The 16,974-nt window shown below is 41.6% G+C and carries 17 protein-coding genes; 5 read left to right on the forward strand and 12 right to left on the reverse strand.

The window, feature by feature from the left end:
* Positions 1-180 precede the first annotated feature (180 nt).
* From LS71_RS07910 to LS71_RS07930, 5 genes are all read left to right on the forward strand, one after another.
* Positions 181-1,389 (forward strand): FAD-binding protein, encoded by a 1,209-nt coding sequence (locus LS71_RS07910; RefSeq protein ID WP_034356268.1) that lies wholly within the window; start codon positions 181-183, stop codon positions 1,387-1,389.
* Between the two features lie 53 nt (positions 1,390-1,442).
* The gene (locus tag LS71_RS07915; RefSeq protein WP_034356271.1) at positions 1,443-2,126 is read left to right on the forward strand and encodes an outer membrane beta-barrel protein; all 684 of its coding nucleotides are present in this window, start codon (positions 1,443-1,445) and stop codon (positions 2,124-2,126) included.
* A 10-nt stretch (positions 2,127-2,136) separates the two neighbouring features.
* On the forward strand, positions 2,137-2,985 hold the full coding sequence (locus LS71_RS07920; protein WP_034356274.1) for an outer membrane beta-barrel protein: 849 nt from the start codon (positions 2,137-2,139) through the stop codon (positions 2,983-2,985).
* Positions 2,986-2,997: 12 nt separating this feature from the next.
* Positions 2,998-4,275, forward strand: a complete 1,278-nt coding sequence (locus LS71_RS07925; RefSeq protein WP_069723521.1) for a CCA tRNA nucleotidyltransferase — start codon at positions 2,998-3,000, stop codon at positions 4,273-4,275.
* 197 nt (positions 4,276-4,472) lie between these two features.
* Positions 4,473-5,285: a class I SAM-dependent methyltransferase gene (locus LS71_RS07930; protein WP_238700384.1), complete on the forward strand. Its 813-nt coding sequence runs from the start codon at positions 4,473-4,475 to the stop codon at positions 5,283-5,285.
* Positions 5,286-5,287: 2 nt separating this feature from the next.
* Here the strand turns inward: LS71_RS07930 and efp are convergent, their stop codons facing one another.
* From efp to LS71_RS07990, 12 genes are all read right to left on the reverse strand, one after another.
* Complete coding sequence (gene efp, locus LS71_RS07935; RefSeq protein ID WP_034356280.1) at positions 5,288-5,851, reverse strand: elongation factor P; 564 nt, start codon at positions 5,849-5,851, stop codon at positions 5,288-5,290.
* A gap of 153 nt (positions 5,852-6,004) precedes the next feature.
* On the reverse strand, positions 6,005-6,928 hold the full coding sequence (locus LS71_RS07940; protein ID WP_034356290.1) for a class II fructose-bisphosphate aldolase: 924 nt from the start codon (positions 6,926-6,928) through the stop codon (positions 6,005-6,007).
* A 23-nt stretch (positions 6,929-6,951) separates the two neighbouring features.
* Positions 6,952-7,797 carry a peptidylprolyl isomerase gene (locus LS71_RS07945; protein ID WP_034356293.1) on the reverse strand — a complete coding sequence of 282 codons (846 nt, stop codon included), beginning with the start codon at positions 7,795-7,797 and terminating at the stop codon, positions 6,952-6,954.
* 144 nt (positions 7,798-7,941) lie between these two features.
* Positions 7,942-8,661 (reverse strand): uroporphyrinogen-III synthase, encoded by a 720-nt coding sequence (locus LS71_RS07950; RefSeq protein WP_052058147.1) that lies wholly within the window; start codon positions 8,659-8,661, stop codon positions 7,942-7,944.
* On the reverse strand, positions 8,661-9,182 hold the full coding sequence (locus LS71_RS07955) for an HdeD family acid-resistance protein (RefSeq protein WP_034356296.1): 522 nt from the start codon (positions 9,180-9,182) through the stop codon (positions 8,661-8,663). Before LS71_RS07955 ends, LS71_RS07950 begins: the two co-directional genes overlap by 1 nt.
* Before the next feature lie 15 nt (positions 9,183-9,197).
* On the reverse strand, positions 9,198-10,358 hold the full coding sequence (locus tag LS71_RS07960; RefSeq protein ID WP_034356308.1) for an FtsW/RodA/SpoVE family cell cycle protein: 1,161 nt from the start codon (positions 10,356-10,358) through the stop codon (positions 9,198-9,200).
* A 123-nt stretch (positions 10,359-10,481) separates the two neighbouring features.
* Positions 10,482-11,468 carry a hypothetical protein gene (locus tag LS71_RS07965; RefSeq protein WP_034356299.1) on the reverse strand — a complete coding sequence of 329 codons (987 nt, stop codon included), beginning with the start codon at positions 11,466-11,468 and terminating at the stop codon, positions 10,482-10,484.
* 40 nt (positions 11,469-11,508) lie between these two features.
* Positions 11,509-12,483: a glycosyltransferase family protein gene (locus LS71_RS07970; protein ID WP_052058149.1), complete on the reverse strand. Its 975-nt coding sequence runs from the start codon at positions 12,481-12,483 to the stop codon at positions 11,509-11,511.
* Positions 12,480-13,472, reverse strand: coding sequence for a 6-hydroxymethylpterin diphosphokinase MptE-like protein (locus tag LS71_RS07975; RefSeq protein WP_069723522.1), 993 nt, complete (start codon positions 13,470-13,472; stop codon positions 12,480-12,482). Before LS71_RS07975 ends, LS71_RS07970 begins: the two co-directional genes overlap by 4 nt.
* A gap of 184 nt (positions 13,473-13,656) precedes the next feature.
* Entirely contained in the window at positions 13,657-14,751 is a 1,095-nt protein-coding gene (locus LS71_RS07980) for an adenine nucleotide alpha hydrolase family protein (protein ID WP_238700385.1), read from the reverse strand.
* 462 nt (positions 14,752-15,213) lie between these two features.
* A complete protein-coding gene (locus LS71_RS07985; RefSeq protein WP_081946298.1) occupies positions 15,214-15,894 on the reverse strand; it encodes an LbetaH domain-containing protein in 681 nt (226 codons plus the stop codon).
* Positions 15,891-16,974 (reverse strand): class I SAM-dependent methyltransferase (locus LS71_RS07990; protein ID WP_138109905.1); only part of this gene is annotated, 1,084 nt, incomplete at its 5' end. The genes LS71_RS07985 and LS71_RS07990, both read right to left, overlap by 4 nt.

Here is a 16,974-nt window from a genome sequence, read left to right on the forward strand (position 1 = left end):
ATTCTATAAATTTATAGAATCTAGCCTGTCTATTACTTCTCATTTAGTTTAACTTCTAATTTGTTTTATTTTGCCCTCAATTTTCTGGCACTTAATTCACTCGCACACTCCCTTAAACAGAAGCATAGACAAAGCATGCTACAATCGCACTATTTATTTTGCCTATTTTTAAGGAATGGTATGAGCGTGGATTTAGGACAATATGATGTGGCAATTATTGGGCTAGGCGTGGCTGGGAGCAATCTTGCTGCGCTTTTAGAGCCTCATCTTAAAGTAATTGCTATTGATAAAAAAGATATGCAAGGGGATTGCTTTGATAGAGGCTTTCATAAGCCTTGCGGTGGGCTATTATCACAAGGCGCGCAAAAAGCCTTTGCTATGCAGGGCTTAAATCTCCCCAAATCCGTGCTAGTAAGCCCGCAAATTTTTGCCATTAATACCATTGACTTTGGCTACCCCTATGCCTCATATATCCAAAAATGCTATGTGAATATGGAGCGACATCGCTTTGATTTATGGCTTAAATCGCGCATTAAAGCGCATATTAGCGTATTTCATCGCGCCTCTTTTAAGGCTATAAAGCAAAACGAGCAGGGATTATATGAAGTGCATTTCACACAAAGGCAAAATGAGCTAATTTCTAACTATCACTGCCGCGCTAAGCTTGTAGTGGGCGCAGATGGCGCAGCTAGCCATATCCGCGCGTTTAGTTATCCTAATCTTAAGATTAAGAGTTTTATTTGCATTCAAGAATGGTATAAAGAGGGCAATACGCCCATGCTTTCATGCATTTTTGATAAAGATTTGACAAAAAGTTATAGCTGGAGTATGTCAAAAGATGATTATTTTATCTTTGGCGGCGCGTATGCGCATAAGGATTCTCAAAAAATGTTTAATGAGCAAGTAGCGCGACTAAAAAGCATAGGATTTCACTTTGGTAAGAAAATAAAGCGCGAATCTTGCCTCGTGCTACAGCCTACAAGGTGGCGTGATTTTCCGCGTGGGCATAGTGGGGTGTTTCTCATAGGTGAGGCAGCTGGATTTGTGAATGCAAGCACATTGGAGGGCATAAGCGGAGCTATGCACAGCTCTAGAATCTTAGCCCATATTTTAAATACAGAATCTATGCTTGATACAGATTCTATATTTACAGAATCTACGCACGCGCAAATCCCAAACAACGCGCTTTCCCCCTATGATGCGCTTAATAAATGGCGCAAAAATCTTCATACGCGCTACACAAAAGCCACGCGTATGTTAGTGCTAAAAACGCTTGTGCGCTCGTTTATGCGCTATCCATTTATGTTTATCCCATGTCTTAGACGCCTTATCCTGCGCTTGGGTGTGTTGAGCATTAGAGCGGGGTTAAGAGAGCATACTATTATTTAAAAATTAGTCGATATAATCGCTAGAAATTTATCATTTTTTTAAGGTATAAAATAATGAAAAGATATTTATTTATGCTTTTTATGGCGATTTGTGTGGCGTATGCAGGTGAGAGCGGAGGCTTTATAGGCGGGAGTTTAAGCTTAAATAACACCCACTATAGCGGCACTTACAGCGCGGTAAGTAATGGCATAATCACGCAATACCCACATAGCAATGATTCTAGCGATAAATTTGGGCTATCTGTGCGTTTTGGTTATCAAAAATTTAGTGCCGATTCGCGCTTTGGTGGTAGATTCTATGTTGAATACAACAATAATGGCTATGCGGCATATCGCGATGAGGGTGGCAAGGCGCATAAAATGGACGCTTACGCGCTTGGGCTAAATGCTGATGTGCTTTTTGAGCTTGTGAGCTTAAATGGCGTGGTGCTTGGGATTTTTGCCGGTGGAGGCGTGGTGTTTGATAATCATAAATTTACAAACGCGCAATATGCCATTTATCAAGAAAATCCTTATGTAAATAGAGGCGCGACTTTAAGCGGATATGGACTTGCTTATCAAGGTGGCGTATCGCTTAGCTTTGCGGGCAAACATCGCTTGGAGTTTGAAATAAAGCGCAGCGGGGTGGTGAGTGATTATGATTCTGGCTTTATATATGTAGGTGCAAATGCGGAGCGGCTGGAGCTTGAAGCGCGCGGCTTTTTGAGCTATAGAGTGAATTATGCGTATGTGTTCTAGGAGGTGTAAGGTGAAAAAAATATACTTTTTTATGCTCTCTTTGGTGCTTTTATGCACAGCACAAGATGCAGATACCAAAAATGGCGCATTTTTTGCCATAGGTGGCAGCTACACTCCACAAATGCACTATGATATAGAATCTAGCACGCTCAAAACGCCACTTTACACAGGTGGTATCAAATATGGGGCGCGGCATTATTTTGGCAATATGCTGGGCTTGCGCCTGTATATTCCCATAGAGGGCGGACATAGCAATTTTGGCGATGTGTATAATCCCACAAACGCGAGCTTTGCCTCCATTGGTATGGGTGGAGATATACTTTTTGATATTGGCTCATCTAGGCGCAGTATAGGGATTTTTGCCGGTGGTGAAGTGGGCTATGCGTATTATTGGCTAGATTCTATGCACGCGCGCGGTGTGCAAAGCAATGTCCATTTAGGCATAGCACTTAATTTTAATCCGCGATTTGCCCTGCATTTGGGCGTGAAGCAATACATCAACCGCCCGCAGCAAGAAAAGCTTGTCATAAGTTCGTCTATAAGCGACTATGGTGGGTTTGTGGATTTTGTCTTTAAGCTTGATAATGGCAGCATTTCACGCGAGCAGGCATTAAGAAATGAAATATATGAAAAACAAGCCAAAGAGCGCTCTCTTGCTGAAGAGCAGCGCATTTCACAGGCGCAATCTAGCAGTGCAGGCAGTGCCTCTAGTGGAAATGGCTTTCTGGGCGCATTTTTTGGGAGTATTATTGGCTCAATTATTGGCAATAACTCATCGTATTCAAGAGGCTATTATTATGCCCCGCCTCCATTATATGCGCCTCGCCCACCCGCTACGCCGCGATTAAAAAATTTCTAGCCCTGCAAACTTATGGCTCTTACTCCTTTGGCGACTACTGATTTATCATTGGCTAATTTTTCTCCCACTCATTTCGCGCCTATTTTGCCAAAGGAGGTGCTTTATATTTTAAAGACATTGCATAAGGCAGGCTATGAGGCTTATATCGTGGGCGGCTGCGTGCGTGATATGATTTTGTGTGAAATGCACCATTGGAATAAAATACCTCACGATTATGATATTACTACTTCTGCGCTGCCCAAACAGGTTATGGAGCTTTTTGCCCATACTATCCCTACAGGGCTAAAATATGGCACGGTGAGCGTGCTTATAAATAAGCAAAGTTATGAGGTTACGACATTTCGCGTAGATGGGGATTATAGCAATTTGCGCGCGCCAGATTCTATAAGCTTTTCACGCTCGCTATTAGAGGATATAAAGCGGCGTGATTTTAGCATAAATGCGCTAGCATATTCTATAGAATCTGGGCTAGTTGATGAAGTAAATGGCGTGCAGGATTTGCAGCGAGGGATTATAGCGTGTGTGGGAGATGCGTTTTTGCGCTTTAATGAGGACGCGTTGCGTATTTTGCGTGCTTTGCGCTTTGCTTCACAGCTTGGTTTTAGCATACAAGCCCATACCAAAGACGCCATTTGTGCGCTAGCACCTAATCTTAAATATATAGCAAGTGAGCGCATAAGGGTAGAGCTTACTAAGATGCTCTGTGGGCAGTATGCGCATAGAATCTTGCGCGAATTTAAGGAGCAAATCGCCATTGTAGCGCCTGTGCAAAATGCGCAAAATTATCAACCGCACAGCCACCCAAAACTCGCTTGGGCAGCGTTTTTGCATAATATAGACATAGGGGAGTGCAGAGAAGTTTTAGGGCGATTAAAATTTGATAATAAAACAAAAAGATATATTTTAACTTTGCTTGCATATTATGATATGTCCTTTAGCTTAAGCCCCCTCGCACTTAGGCGTATGCTTGTGGCGCTAGGTGGGCGAGGTGTGCCAAATGCGCTAGAGGAGATAAATGCTAAGAATATTATGCGTGATATTTGCGTGCTTAATGCTAATAGAGCGGGCGTGGAGGCGTTTAGGGCATTGGTGCTAGATACACTTCATTCATCTTTGCCGCTAAGTCTTAAAGAGTTAGCCATAAATGGCACGCATTTAGCTCAATGCGGCATAGCAGGTAGGCAAATAGGCAAAATGCTTTCTATATTGCTTGATGAGGTGCTGCAAGAGCGGCTAGAAAATACGCCTCATGCCCTTATATCGCGCGTCTTGCGATTAAAGGGGGAATAATCTTTTTTTAATTATAATGGCGCATTTCTTTCAAAGGATTGTAATGGTTATAAAACCCTCATACACTAAAGATGGCATTGTATATTTCGCCCCCCCCCCAGTTAAATATTCATAATCCTTTTCAAGCACCGCACAATCTTATCGCAAATGATTTTATAAGCGCGCCGCATATGCATTTCCCAAAAGAGGGACTAGAGATGTTATATGCAGCTGAAAATAGACATTTTTGGCATATTGCTCGATGTGAGTTTATCTACAATGAAGTGCTAAGGGCATTTCGTAGATTCTATAAACTATCGCCCCACACGCAAAATATAAAATCTGCAAATACAGAATCTACATATTTTCAAGAGGATTATAAAAATGCTAAAATCTTAGATGTGGGCGCTGGTACGGGGAGTGTGACACGATATTTTTTGCGCAATGGCTTTAAGCATATTGCGCTAGGGGAAATCTACCCGCAAGGCTTAGAGTATGCCAAAAGTTATGGCATTTCACAACTATTTTGTATGGATTTGCTTGATGTGCCTTTTAGAGATGAGTTTGATTGCATTTTTGCTTTTGATGTGATTGAGCATATTGAAAATGATACATTGGTGTTGCAAAATATGAGAAAAATGCTTAAAAAACATGAGAGGAGTTTTATCGCCATAAGCGTGCCTGCGCACAAATGGCTATGGAATGCGCATGATGAGCTGCTTTACCACAAGCGGCGATATACTAAAAAGCATTTGGTTTCACTTCTGCAAAAATGTGGCTTTAAGATAGAATCTGCGCGATATTTTTTCACTGCTATTACGCCGCTTTTGTATTTGCGAGCGCTGCTTAATCCCGCTCACAAAGCGCACAAGCAAGCGCATACGCCCCTGCGAGATGTGCCTCCGCCTTTTTTATTCAATAAATTGCTTTTGCATTTATGTCGCTTTGAGAATACTTTACAGAATCTAGCGTCCTCTTTTAGTGCGCCATTTGGCGGCTCGCTTTTTGTGATTGCACGAGTGGCAAAGTAGGATTATTTGACTTTTTCGAGGTATTCGCCTGTTTCGGTATTGACTTTAATTTTTTCACCCTCTAAAATATGGAAAGGCACTTGCACCACAGCACCTGTTTCAAGCGTGGCAGGCTTTTTACCTCCGCTGCTTGTATCGCCTTTAAAATTTGGCGCAGTCTCTGTAATGGTAAGCTCCACTACAAGGGGCACATCAACAGAAATTGCCTTTTCGTTATGGAATAGAATCTGCACATTTAGTCCATCGATGAGCCACTTTGCCACATCGCCCACCTGTTCATCACTAAGCGCGATTTGCTCATAATTTTCAGTATCCATAAACTGAAATGCACTGCCATCATTGTAGAGAAATTGCATAGTTCGCTCTTGCAAGTTTGGCTCTTCGCATTTATCGCCCGCGTGGAAAGTTTTCTCAATCACCTTGCCATCAAGGAAAGATTTAATTTTAGCACGCACAAACGCCGCGCCTTTGCCGGGCTTTACATGTTGATATTCTGTGATTCTATAAGGGATACCATCGATTTCTATTTTTAGCCCTTTTTTAAGCTCGCTCATTCCAATTGCCATATTTTCGCTCCTTGTGTAAATTAATAGGTAAAATGAAGCGATATTATAGCAAAAAAGGCTTTGCTGTGGCTAAAATACAGAATCTGCGCAAGCCTTACACAAAGCTATGACAGCAATACATAAAAGCAGATTCTATAAAAACCTAAAATACTCCTAGATTTTCCCCGCACTGCCTAGCACGCCCATACGCTCTACAATTACTCTTGTTACAAAATCTTGCGCGGGGACAAAAAATTTGCGCAAATCAAATTGTGTATTATCAGCATTAGCGACCTTGCGCACTTCAGCGATGAATGCTATGCGCAAATCTGTGTCAATATTGACTTTATTAATCCCACCTCTAATAGCCTCTCTTAGAAAATCAAAAGGCACACCCTTGCTGCCTTTTAAATCGCCGCCAGTGGCTAAGAACGCCTCGCGCACATATTCAGGTATCGCGCTTGCACCATGAAGCACAAGCGGAATATTTGTGCGTCTTTTGACCTCCTCTAGGCGCTCAAAGTCCAATTTAGGCTCACCCTTAAATTTAAAAGCCCCATGACTTGTGCCAATGGCAGGGGCTAGATAATCCACTTTTGTAGTTTTTACAAACTCTTCAGCCTCATCAGGATTTATAAGCACAGCATCTTTTTCATCAACAGAGATATTATCCTCAATTCCCATAAGTCGCCCAAGCTCTGCTTCTACGCTCACACCTTTGGCGTGTGCCATTTCTACTACTTCTTTTGTCATGGCTAGATTCTCACTAAATGGGTGATGAGACGCATCAATCATCACAGAGGTAAAGCCCGCATCAACGGCTTTTTTACATGATTCAAAGCTTGTGCCGTGGTCAAGATGCAGCGCTACAGGGATATGCGGATAGCGATTTGACATAATTTTAACCATACCTACAGCCATATCAATGCCCATATATTTAATCGCACCTTCGCTTGCCTGCACGATGATGGGTGAGTTTGCCTCATGTGCTGCGCGGAAAATAGCATTTAGCATTTCAAAATTGACAAAGTTAAATGCCCCTACGCCATAGCCATCTTTGTGGGCTTTAAGTAAGATTTCACTTCCTTGAACAAGCATACTTCCTCCTTAGATTCTAAGATTTACTTTGTGATTGTGATTTTGGCTTTTTCGCGCAAGGCTTGGAGTTTTTGCATCATACCATTTTGCAAATTTTGCATTTTTATGCTCTCTTCGATACCCTTTTTTGCTTCATTGTACGGGATAACTTTAGGCTCACTTTTGCGCTCTAAATAAATGACATGATAGCCAAATGGCGTTTGCACAGGCTCTTTTGTATAAGTGCCGGGCTTTAAATCAAAAGCAGCCTTTGAAAAATCAGGGTGCATAACAGAGCGTTGGAATACGCCCAAATCCCCACCATTTTTTTGCTGCTTTGAGGCTGGGTCTATGGATTTTTCATTGGCTAGCTCGATAAATTTTGCCTCCACTTTGCCCTTACTTGCCTTATCTAATTCTTTAATAATATCCTTAGCCTCTTCTTCAGTTTTTACTAGAATATGGCGCGCTTTGCCCTCTTGGTTGATAAACATGCCCTCATTTTCTTGATAAATTTTGCGCAGTTGAGCGTCATTCATACTAGGCACTTGAATGCCATCGGCTTGCTTTTTTTGCCACATTTCTACAAGCATTTGCTCTTTGATAGCCTCCAAGGCTTGAGTGTATTCTTTAGAAGTATCAAGCTTATCTTGCTTTGCGGCTTTAATGATGAGCTGGCGCATAAGAAGTTCATTAATCACCATATCTTTTTCTTGGTCGGAGAGCTTGGCATAGTTGAAATTAGGATTTGCTTGTTTAATAATCTCAAAATCTTTATCCGTGACAGCAGGCTTGCCATCGATAGTAGCGTAGGTTTTTGCCTCAAGATTTAGGCATAGAAGTGCGAAAATCGCTCCTAAAAGTAAGGTTTTGCGTGAAAATGTCTGCATAGTATTGCTCCAAAATGTAAGATTAAGCGCGATTGTAGCAGTTAAAGCTAAATGAGAAGTAAAATTATTTTGCTGCTTTTGGCGTATGCGTTTGATGTGTGCGCATTTAATTTGCGCACTTTTATGCGTTTTGTGCGGGTTGGCTCAATGCTTTGGCGCTAGATTCTGTGCGAGTGCGCGCGCTAGGGTAAGGGCAGATTCTATATTTGGCTTTGGCGCGATGTGGGCGTTTATATGTGGAGAGAAGTGTGCAAAAGTGCTTTTGCCTATGGCTAGAGCGATGTATTCTTGCTCCCAAGCAAAGTTTGATATAAAGCTTTTATACGCGCTAGGTGCGGTAAAAATAAGTATGCTTTTGGGTTTTGGCTTTAGATTCTGTGGTAGATTCTGTGGAGTGTTGGTGTAGGCTATGACTTCTTGTAAGGGGATTTGTGCGCTCTTAAGGATAGAATCTAGTTTGGAGATAATCTCTTTTGCGCGCAAGTAAAGGGGCGTGTGGTCTTTAAGTAGAGGGATAATCTCTCTTGCAAAGTCGCCTCCATGCGCACTCTGTCCTATAAAAGCGATATTTGCCTTATGCTTTTGCAGCTCTTTTGCGCTTGCTGGGCTAATTACGAAGCTAGGAATATCGCGCCAATGTGCTAAATGCGGATTATAAAAAGGCGAGGTGGGAGAGGCAGATTTTATAAGTGAAGCAATGCCATAGCGCGAAGTAAAAATAAACGCGCTAATGCCCTCCAAAGTGTGCGTGATAGGGAGTAGGGTAATAGCATTACTCACAAGGCATTTAAGGCTATAATCATGCTCGTATGTCTCTCTTGTGCCTACAAGTAGGATTTCATAAGATTCTATAGAATCTGCCATTAGTATTGCATTCTTTTTAGCGTAATCCAAAAATATAAGCCCACAACGCCGCTTAGTATAAGCGTAATGCCAATGATAATGCTAAGGAGCGTGGCTAGGGCTTGAGGGAAAATCACAAAGATTACACCAAGTAGCAGATACACCACACCCATGCAAGCAATGCCTATGCTGCTATTTATGGCTTGAAAGATTCTATAAAGTCGCCATGAGTGAATAAGCCACAAAATACCCTTTAAAATAAGCCATAGTGCGACAAAAAGTGGGACAAAATTTTGCGCGATTTCTTCTCCGCCAAAAAGCAAAATAAAGCCAAATACACAAGATAATAATCCATCAAGCAGTATCATCACATAGCGCATTTGCACAAAATAAATAATGCTACCCACGCCGCTAAATACCATAATAAAGCCGATAAAATAGGCTAGCATTTGCATCGTATCAAGGGGATACATAATACATATCACGCCAAGAATGATGAGCGAGAGGCTAAAAGCTAGCCATAAAAGGGTGTTGAAACGCATATTTGCTCCTTTAGTTTAAGATTGAATCTGCTTAGAAATGCCTAGCACTAAGCCAATGGCTAGGCAATTAGCAATCAGCGAGCTGCCTCCATAGCTTAAAAATGGCACAGCTATGCCCTTAACAGGCGTAATACCAGAAATTCCAAAAGCATTAATGATGAGTGAAAAGCCAATAAGCAGCGCAACGCCCACACAAAAAAGATAATACATTTTATTCTGCACGCGATTAGCTATGCGAAAAATACGCAATAAAATATATCCATACAGGCAAATAATAGCAAAAAGTCCAATAAATCCTAGCTCCTCTGCAATCCCAGCAAGGATAATATCTGTATGCACATCGCTTAAAAATCCAAGTTTAATAAAGCCATCGCCAAGTCCCGCACCTAAAAATCCTCCGCTTGACATAGCATTTGCGGCGTGGTAGATTTGGTAAGGTTCAGGCAAGCCGCTTATGCGTAGATTTTCCGCCCAGCCATAGGGCAAAAGGGCCAATACAGAATCTTGCGCGCTCGCCCACCATGATTTTACGCGTAAGATTCTATGCGGGCTTGTAACAATGGCTATAAGCGCGGCACTAAGCGTGCTTAGAAAAATAATACCAAGCAAGCGTAAGCTCCCACCAGCAAAAAGCAGCATAACCCCAAGTGTTAGGGCGAGCAGCACCACTTGCCCTAAGTCATTTTGCAGCACGGCAATCAGCACCACAGCGACAATAAACAACATAAGATAAGGGATAAAGATTTTTATTTCATCTTTAATAGAAAGGCGCGCATCGCTCACAAATTTGCGCGAAAAGCTCCACGCAAGGAAATATACAAAGCCAATTTTAAATAATTCAGATGGCGCGAGTGAAATAAGTGGCAGTCTAATCCAGCGCTTTGCCCCACCTGCGGAGCTTACAAAGCTTTGCGGGAGGAAGTGCATACCCACCATAAGGATAATAGATAAAAGAAAGATTGCCACGCCAATGCGCTTAAAATGCACATCAACATCAATGCGTGAAAGCAGCCACATAAGGGTTATGCCAATAATTGTAGCAATGAGTTGGCGCAAGAAAAAATGCAAGGGAGGATAATTATAGAGGCTTGTGATATAAGTGGCTAGCGAATATGACATCACTACGCCAATGCAAGAAAGGAGCGTAACTGCATAAAAAAGCCTAGAATCTGCCATAAATCTCACTTTATATAATTTTGCGCGCGATTTTAACACAACATCAATAAAATGTAAATGTGCGATAATGCACACTAGCTTGCCTTATAGAATCTACAAAGCCCTAAAAATAGCAGCTTGAGATTATAGAGCGTGTGCGTTTGTGTGAAATATTATGCAAAGTTTTGCGCGTATTTTTGCCCATAGTTTCGCCCATAATGGTCTATTTTGAAAAACGGCTTTAAAATCTATAGAATCTAGCCTATAATTTTGCTCCACTTTACGCGGGTGCTTGAGCGGAAAGATAAGCTCATAAGCGGGCATGGAGGAGAATTTAGATTCTGTATTTGTATGCGTAGCATCAGCACGATTAAGCCCTATGTTTAAAATCATATTTTGTTTAGGATAAATACATAGCCCTTTATGCTTCCAAATGCTATATGTCCATGGATAATCCCAAGTGTCAATTTTGCCCTGTGCGTAGGCTTTAAAGGTGTTATACCATAATGTTTTTTCGCTTTTAGAAGAAAAATTATTAAGGATTTTGAATTCATTTTTAAAATCCTTAAATGTAAGTTGATACCTGCTCCACGCTCTAGCCCAGCTTGCCCAACCCCAAATATGATTGTATTTAGAAAAATAATAATCCTCCTTTAAACTTGCCTTAGCACACAAATGCTCCACCTGCGTATGTGGCGCAAAATCAAGCGCGCTCCAGCCGCTTATCATCATCACTTGTTCATTATGTTTATATCGTTCTAAGAGCTCATCACAGAATCTAAAAAAGCTTACATTTGGCAGGCAGTCATCTTCTAAAATAATGCCTTGCTTTTCATGTGAGAAAAACCACGAAATAGCTGAACTTATGGCTAATTTGCAACCTAGATTAGTTTCTAAAAAGCGCGTATGTATTTCACAATCCCATGAAATATGTCCAAGCAAAAAGGCACGAATACGCTCTATTTTTGCTTTATCATCTGTGTGCCTGCTACCATCTCCAGCGAGGTAGATTCTAGGAGGTTTAACTTTGGCAATTTGTGCAAATACGCGCTTTGTAGTATCAAAGCGATTAAAAAATAGCAGCAACACGGCATTGCAGCAAGTGTATGGAGTGCGGATAGCTTGATACATTATGCCACATATAGGGCAGCATAATGCACAAAGTTATGTGCTACCCCCCCCTGTTGGTATTAGAAAGCTTATCTTTTAAGTGTCGCGAAATTTTTAGAATCTTATTCAGTGCGCGCGTAGGCAGGGGCTTTTTGAGACTTAGCTCAAATGCCTTAATGCGCTCAAATGCAAGCGCAGATTCTGTAATTTGGCTTGGATAAGTGATAGGAAATTTGGTATTAATATTTGCCGCATTATATATCTCTCCTCCAGGTCCGCAATGCTCGCCGCTCCCATCAAAGCCAATTTGCTGGATATATGAAATTGTCGGGTGGAGGGTTAGGGCTTTATGTTTGTAGGCAAGCAAGTAGTTAAAAATCGCCCAAGTTTTAAGTTTGCCTTTATGGTTAGCAAGCAGTTGTTGGAAATAGCCCGCTGTGCCATCAAGGTTAATATAATTAATATCAGCTTGTGTGAAATTATCAAGTATCCATTGTGTGTCGCGGTGAAAATACTGCCATCTGTCTGCCCAGCTTGCCCAACCCCAGCAGCTTGCTATGCGTGAGAAGTAGCAATCACCCAAGCCCTGCGGATTAATAGGATAACTCCAAGCAGATATACTCCACACCTTTGGTGTATCTTTGTATCGCTCAAGACTTTCATTCATATATGCTAAAAATACGCGTGAAGTTACAATATCATCTTCCAAAATAATTGCCCTGCCATATTGCTCCATAAGCGCACTTACACCATCGGTTATAGAATCTGCTAGACCAAAATTATGCGGGCGTTCTATGAGGGTTAGGCTTTTGAAATATTTATGGTGCGTATTTTGGATTTGAAATGATTGCAAATACGCGCGCACTTCCTTGATAGAATCTAGCTGCTGCTGTGTGGCTTGCGGTTTGGGCGCATCTTGATAAATAACAAGGTCGCTGTGTTTTGCTAGTGTATTAAGGCTTAGGGCTTGAAGGGTTTGCTGTGTGTGTTTAGGGCGATTGTAGGTAAAAAGCACAATAGGCGCGCAAGGCTTCATATATGGCTCTTTTGGGCGCGTAGATAGTAGGAGAATGAAAGGGAATGAAAATAAATAAAGGTGCTAAGAAATTGAGAGAGATATATAAATCTTAAAAGATTTATACAGAATCTTGCTCTTGCCCCCCCCCTAGTGAAGATATGAGCTAAATTGCCTCTATTTAGTCCATCTATCATGGAAATAGAGGTGCAATTAACAATATGCGGGAATACCTTGCCAAGGACGCTATATGCTTTAAACGCCTCTGCGCAGCATTGCAGGTGAAATGATAAAGGATAGGGCGTATAAATTTTCTCTGCATTTTTATGATAATAGTGCGTATCAAGGCAATATACTTTATTATCGCTATCAACAAATAGCTCACTATGCCAGCTGCTATCAGCTCCGAGCAGATAAATTTCTTTGTATTTGAGCGTTACCGCGCAGCAAAGCGCAGCAAGTAAAACATTTATCCCGCTAGGAATGGCAAGATTACGCGTGTAGAGCCATTTTTGCAATAAAGGGAAAGTATAGAGTTCAGAAGCATTAAAAAGCGCGATATGCAAGCGTGGATTTGTTAGATGTATGCCCTTTTGTGTACGATTATGATAAAAATGGTTAGGCGCTAGAATATACATATCCCAATTTACGCGATTTAGGCTTTTACTAAGATTATGTATAGATGCTTTAAGCAAGCCCTGCACATCTTCGCTCTGTGTATAAAATCCCCAATACGCCGGGTCCATAAGCACATAATATTTAGGCTTTAACTCAAAGGCTAGTTTGTGCGTGATGGCTTGATTTACCATCATAAGCTCTTCATTGGCGAGATTTGCTTTATATGCGGCTATATCGCCATTGAGACTAGGACCATTGCCCAAGATAAAAACGCGAGATTTTTGCGGGATAATTTTAGTAAGAGAGGGGAAAAGCGTGCTGTGGCGTATGAAATCCTGCATATACCAAAGCAAACGCGCCATATGAATGAGATTTCTTTTTAGTTTTTTCATCTAAAAGTAAGCCTTAAGTTATTCTATGCGTAAAATGCCTTAAACAAGCAAAACCGCGATTGTAGCCTATATTTCATAATGGATAGCTTAATTGCTCTATTTCACTCTTTGCAAATTGGACTTCCAAAAAAGCTTGTATTGCTCGATAAAGTAAGGGTTTATGCTTGTTAGATTCTATATTTGCTTATATCACACGCTTTTTGCGCCGCCAAATACCTATAGCATCTTTTATTACAATATCCCTATTTGCATGCTTATCGACAATTTCATCAAAATATGTCTCACTTATGCCCATAGTCTGGCATATGTCATATTTTGCAAGCGGGTCGAGGATATGGTCATATTCGTTGATATACACCAGTGCTTGCTCGCGTGTGATAGCACCCTCTCGACAAAGTCTTGTAGCCATATCTGTGGTGCGCTGCGCGCCAAATTTCACAAACTTACACCAATACTGCACCATATAGCCTATGCTATCAATTTGCGCGAAATGCTCCACCGCGCCTTGCCTATACCACTCATGAAAGTCCTCTAAATCCTTAAATCCCACGCTTTTAGCCTCATGCAGAGAATCTAAATAGCCATAAGGGTAAATCGCACCCATGAAAATAAACTTTATTTGCTCATTGCTATCTTTGTGAAAAATATTGCACTCTTTCGTGCTGCCATACTCAAACGCCGCATCTTCACCATAAAACACATCTCTTACGCCAAATGCCCGCGCTATACGCACTACTTCAGACTCAAAGCTCCCAAGCCTAAGTTCTGCTAGCATGTAGGGGTTAAGGTATTTTTCAAAGCATTCTTTCATCTGTGTTTTGAAGGTTTTGGGCTTGTAGCGGTAGGTGATATGGTCGATGTCAAAATGTGTAGCGATATTGTTAAGATTGTGCGCGCCTGCTTGTGTGCGCGTGCATTCATCATAAGTCGTTACAAGCAAGGGATTTGTAACGCCATGATGTTCTATAAGGCGTTTTACAATCATATGCGAATCCTTGCCGCCACTCACACCAATAACGCATTCATACCGTGCATTTTCTTGCGTAGCAGAATCTAGCGTGCTAGATTCTTTACTCTCTTTATTATGCCCCCCCCCCATTGAATTTTTCCCTAATCGTTCTTTTAAATGCTTGGTAAGCCATTGTTGGCGCGCACTAAAGTCAATGTGCTTTTTTGCCTCTGCATTGATACATGCGCCACAGATGCCATTTTCTACAAAAAGATTTGGGCGGTATTCCATGGGGAAACCGCAGATTTTACAGCCGGTGATGGTAGTCATGTGAAAACTCCTTTTTTAAAATTTTTTAAGGATTGCTCTTTTTGGTAATTTTTAGGAAGTTTGGCTTTGTATAGATGATCTAGTCAAGTCTGCGCGACAAAGCCCGCCCAACCCCAAAAATTTCTCAAAAATCCTAGAATCCTATCCTTAGGATTGCTCTTGTACACAATCTTTGCAGGAGTTTCAAAAAACTCTTCATTACCCTCTAATTCTTCAAATTTTTCTCACAGCCTGCAAATTGTACGCACGATACTAAAATCCTCTTCCGTTGTATTGGTTTTTAGATTGCTCTTTGCGCGATAAATCCTAGATCCTGCAAACTTAGCATGGGTCTTTGCATCACAAAACTCCCTTCGCCTCGTTTTTGAAAACTCTCATCCAAAGCAAAGATATCTGCTACCCTAAAACAGATGATGTTTTAGTACAACTAGAACTTCCCACTCTTGCGTGCAAATAATCCTCTTACATATTTGTCTCCACCTCCTTGTAGCTGGGATGAAAAAATTCTGCTATCACATCATGCTTGCTTGCTAAGATTCTGTGCGTAGGGTATATGCCAAGCACGATGCTATTGCTTGGCACATTGGTGTTTAGTAAAAACGTATTCGCGCCAAAGATGACATTATCGCCAATTGCGCAATCTCCAATAACCTTTGCCCCTGCAAAGAGCACTACACCCCTGCCTAAGGTGGGATACACGCCCTCACCCTTTTCATTCATAGTTGAGCCAATGGTGCAGTTTTGATACGCGCAGAAATACTCCCCATAGCGCGCCCGCCCTAGCACAGTGCCTAGCGGATGGGTGAGCATAAAGACTTTAGGCATTTGCACTTCGTAGAATAAATCAAGTCCGTGCAAGATTTTATTAAGATAATACACCTGTGTGGCAAGCTCGACCTTGCCTTTGAAGAATGCGCTGCGCGAGAGGTAATACAAAAATACCGCGTATTTATCGCTATGGTAGAAGTCATTGAGGCTTAGAGGCATGTCAAAGTATTTGCCGCGAATATGGCTAAGGCAGTGTTCAAAGTCCTGCAGGGCATTTTCTACATCGCTAGATTCTAGTATCTGCTTTGGTGGTAAAAAGTGGCTATGGAGCTGCTTTAAGATAATCTCTTGCAGTGGCGTGCAAAGGGGATTCATACGCTCCCCCTTGCAACCGTGGTGTTAAAAAACATCGCATAAGACAATATTTTGCTACAAAAATTTCGTAAGAATATATGCCGCTCGTTTAGTGCAACATAGCTTAGCGCAAGGACATTTAGCGAATGATAATTTGGTGTGGCTAAATCTTTGGCGCATAAATACTGTGCCAATAAATATTGAGAAAAAACATTCCGTGGATCTTGTGTAAGGCTACTTTGTGGGTTATTCGGGGCTATTTGGTTAGGATTAAAATCCCCCAGTTTAATAACATGCCAGCAGAGATTTGCAAGCGCGTGAAGTGGGCATTTATCTCTGCCCCCCCCCCCCGTTAATTGTGAAACACTCATTGTAGAATCCTCTCTTAAGGTAGTATCTTGCGAAGCGACGCTTTGAAGTGGTATAGTAGGGGAAATATCCTTAGAATTTACTTGCGCGCTATTTGCAGATTTGGTAGCGGGGCTAGATGCTAGGGCATGCTTAGATTCTATAGAATCTAGATTTTCTAGCACGCGCAGGCTAAAAGTGCCAATCCCCCGCTGCGTATAATCGCGCGGAAAATCAATCTGTGGGTGAAATGGCACAATCTCCATGTTGCTTACCTTATGCGCGCACATATCGGCTATGGTTTGCTTGCAGTAGGTGTTGTAGTTGCCATTTATAAGCGGGGCTTTGGGGTTGCTAGGATTTATGCTTGAAGGGCGCGTGCGGTCGCAAATTTGCGTGTATAAATCTACATCAAATTCCGTGTTAAACAAGCTTGAAGCATAAAAATCCGCGCTAGGCTTTAAGATTCTAATAATCTCATCAAAAATCTGCCCTATATCCTCCCTTGCCACCCAGCCCAAACTCTGCCAGCAAAACACCAAATCAAAGCTCTCATCACTAAAAGGCAGCGCGCGCAAATCGCCCTCTATAAACTCCATACGCTCTAAAAATGGTGCATTAATCTCTTGTGCTAGCTTTAATCCATCGCTGTTATAATCAAGCAGATAAAAATGTGCATTTGGAAAAAGATGTGCTAAATGAAAGCTTAATGTCCCACCACCACAGGCTAAATCTGCTATGCGTAAAGGTGCA

This window comes from Helicobacter jaachi, assembly GCF_000763135.2.
Lineage (GTDB): Bacteria > Campylobacterota > Campylobacteria > Campylobacterales > Helicobacteraceae > Helicobacter_C > Helicobacter_C jaachi.

Bases quoted from the DNA above. Each gene is read 5' to 3' on its own strand.
- LS71_RS07910 (WP_034356268.1), top strand. From the start codon at position 181: ATGAGCGTGGATTTAGGACAATATGATGTGGCAATTATTGGGCTAGGC.
- LS71_RS07915 (WP_034356271.1), top strand. From the start codon at position 1,443: ATGAAAAGATATTTATTTATGCTTTTTATGGCGATTTGTGTGGCGTAT.
- LS71_RS07925 (WP_069723521.1), top strand. From the start codon at position 2,998: ATGGCTCTTACTCCTTTGGCGACTACTGATTTATCATTGGCTAATTTT.
- LS71_RS07930 (WP_238700384.1), top strand. From the start codon at position 4,473: ATGTTATATGCAGCTGAAAATAGACATTTTTGGCATATTGCTCGATGT.
- efp (WP_034356280.1), bottom strand. From the start codon at position 5,851: ATGGCAATTGGAATGAGCGAGCTTAAAAAAGGGCTAAAAATAGAAATC.
- LS71_RS07940 (WP_034356290.1), bottom strand. From the start codon at position 6,928: ATGCTTGTTCAAGGAAGTGAAATCTTACTTAAAGCCCACAAAGATGGC.
- LS71_RS07945 (WP_034356293.1), bottom strand. From the start codon at position 7,797: ATGCAGACATTTTCACGCAAAACCTTACTTTTAGGAGCGATTTTCGCA.
- LS71_RS07950 (WP_052058147.1), bottom strand. From the start codon at position 8,661: ATGGCAGATTCTATAGAATCTTATGAAATCCTACTTGTAGGCACAAGA.
- LS71_RS07955 (WP_034356296.1), bottom strand. From the start codon at position 9,182: ATGCGTTTCAACACCCTTTTATGGCTAGCTTTTAGCCTCTCGCTCATC.
- LS71_RS07960 (WP_034356308.1), bottom strand. From the start codon at position 10,358: ATGGCAGATTCTAGGCTTTTTTATGCAGTTACGCTCCTTTCTTGCATT.
- LS71_RS07965 (WP_034356299.1), bottom strand. From the start codon at position 11,468: ATGTATCAAGCTATCCGCACTCCATACACTTGCTGCAATGCCGTGTTG.
- LS71_RS07970 (WP_052058149.1), bottom strand. From the start codon at position 12,483: ATGAAGCCTTGCGCGCCTATTGTGCTTTTTACCTACAATCGCCCTAAA.
- LS71_RS07975 (WP_069723522.1), bottom strand. From the start codon at position 13,472: ATGAAAAAACTAAAAAGAAATCTCATTCATATGGCGCGTTTGCTTTGG.
- LS71_RS07980 (WP_238700385.1), bottom strand. From the start codon at position 14,751: ATGACTACCATCACCGGCTGTAAAATCTGCGGTTTCCCCATGGAATAC.
- LS71_RS07985 (WP_081946298.1), bottom strand. From the start codon at position 15,894: ATGAATCCCCTTTGCACGCCACTGCAAGAGATTATCTTAAAGCAGCTC.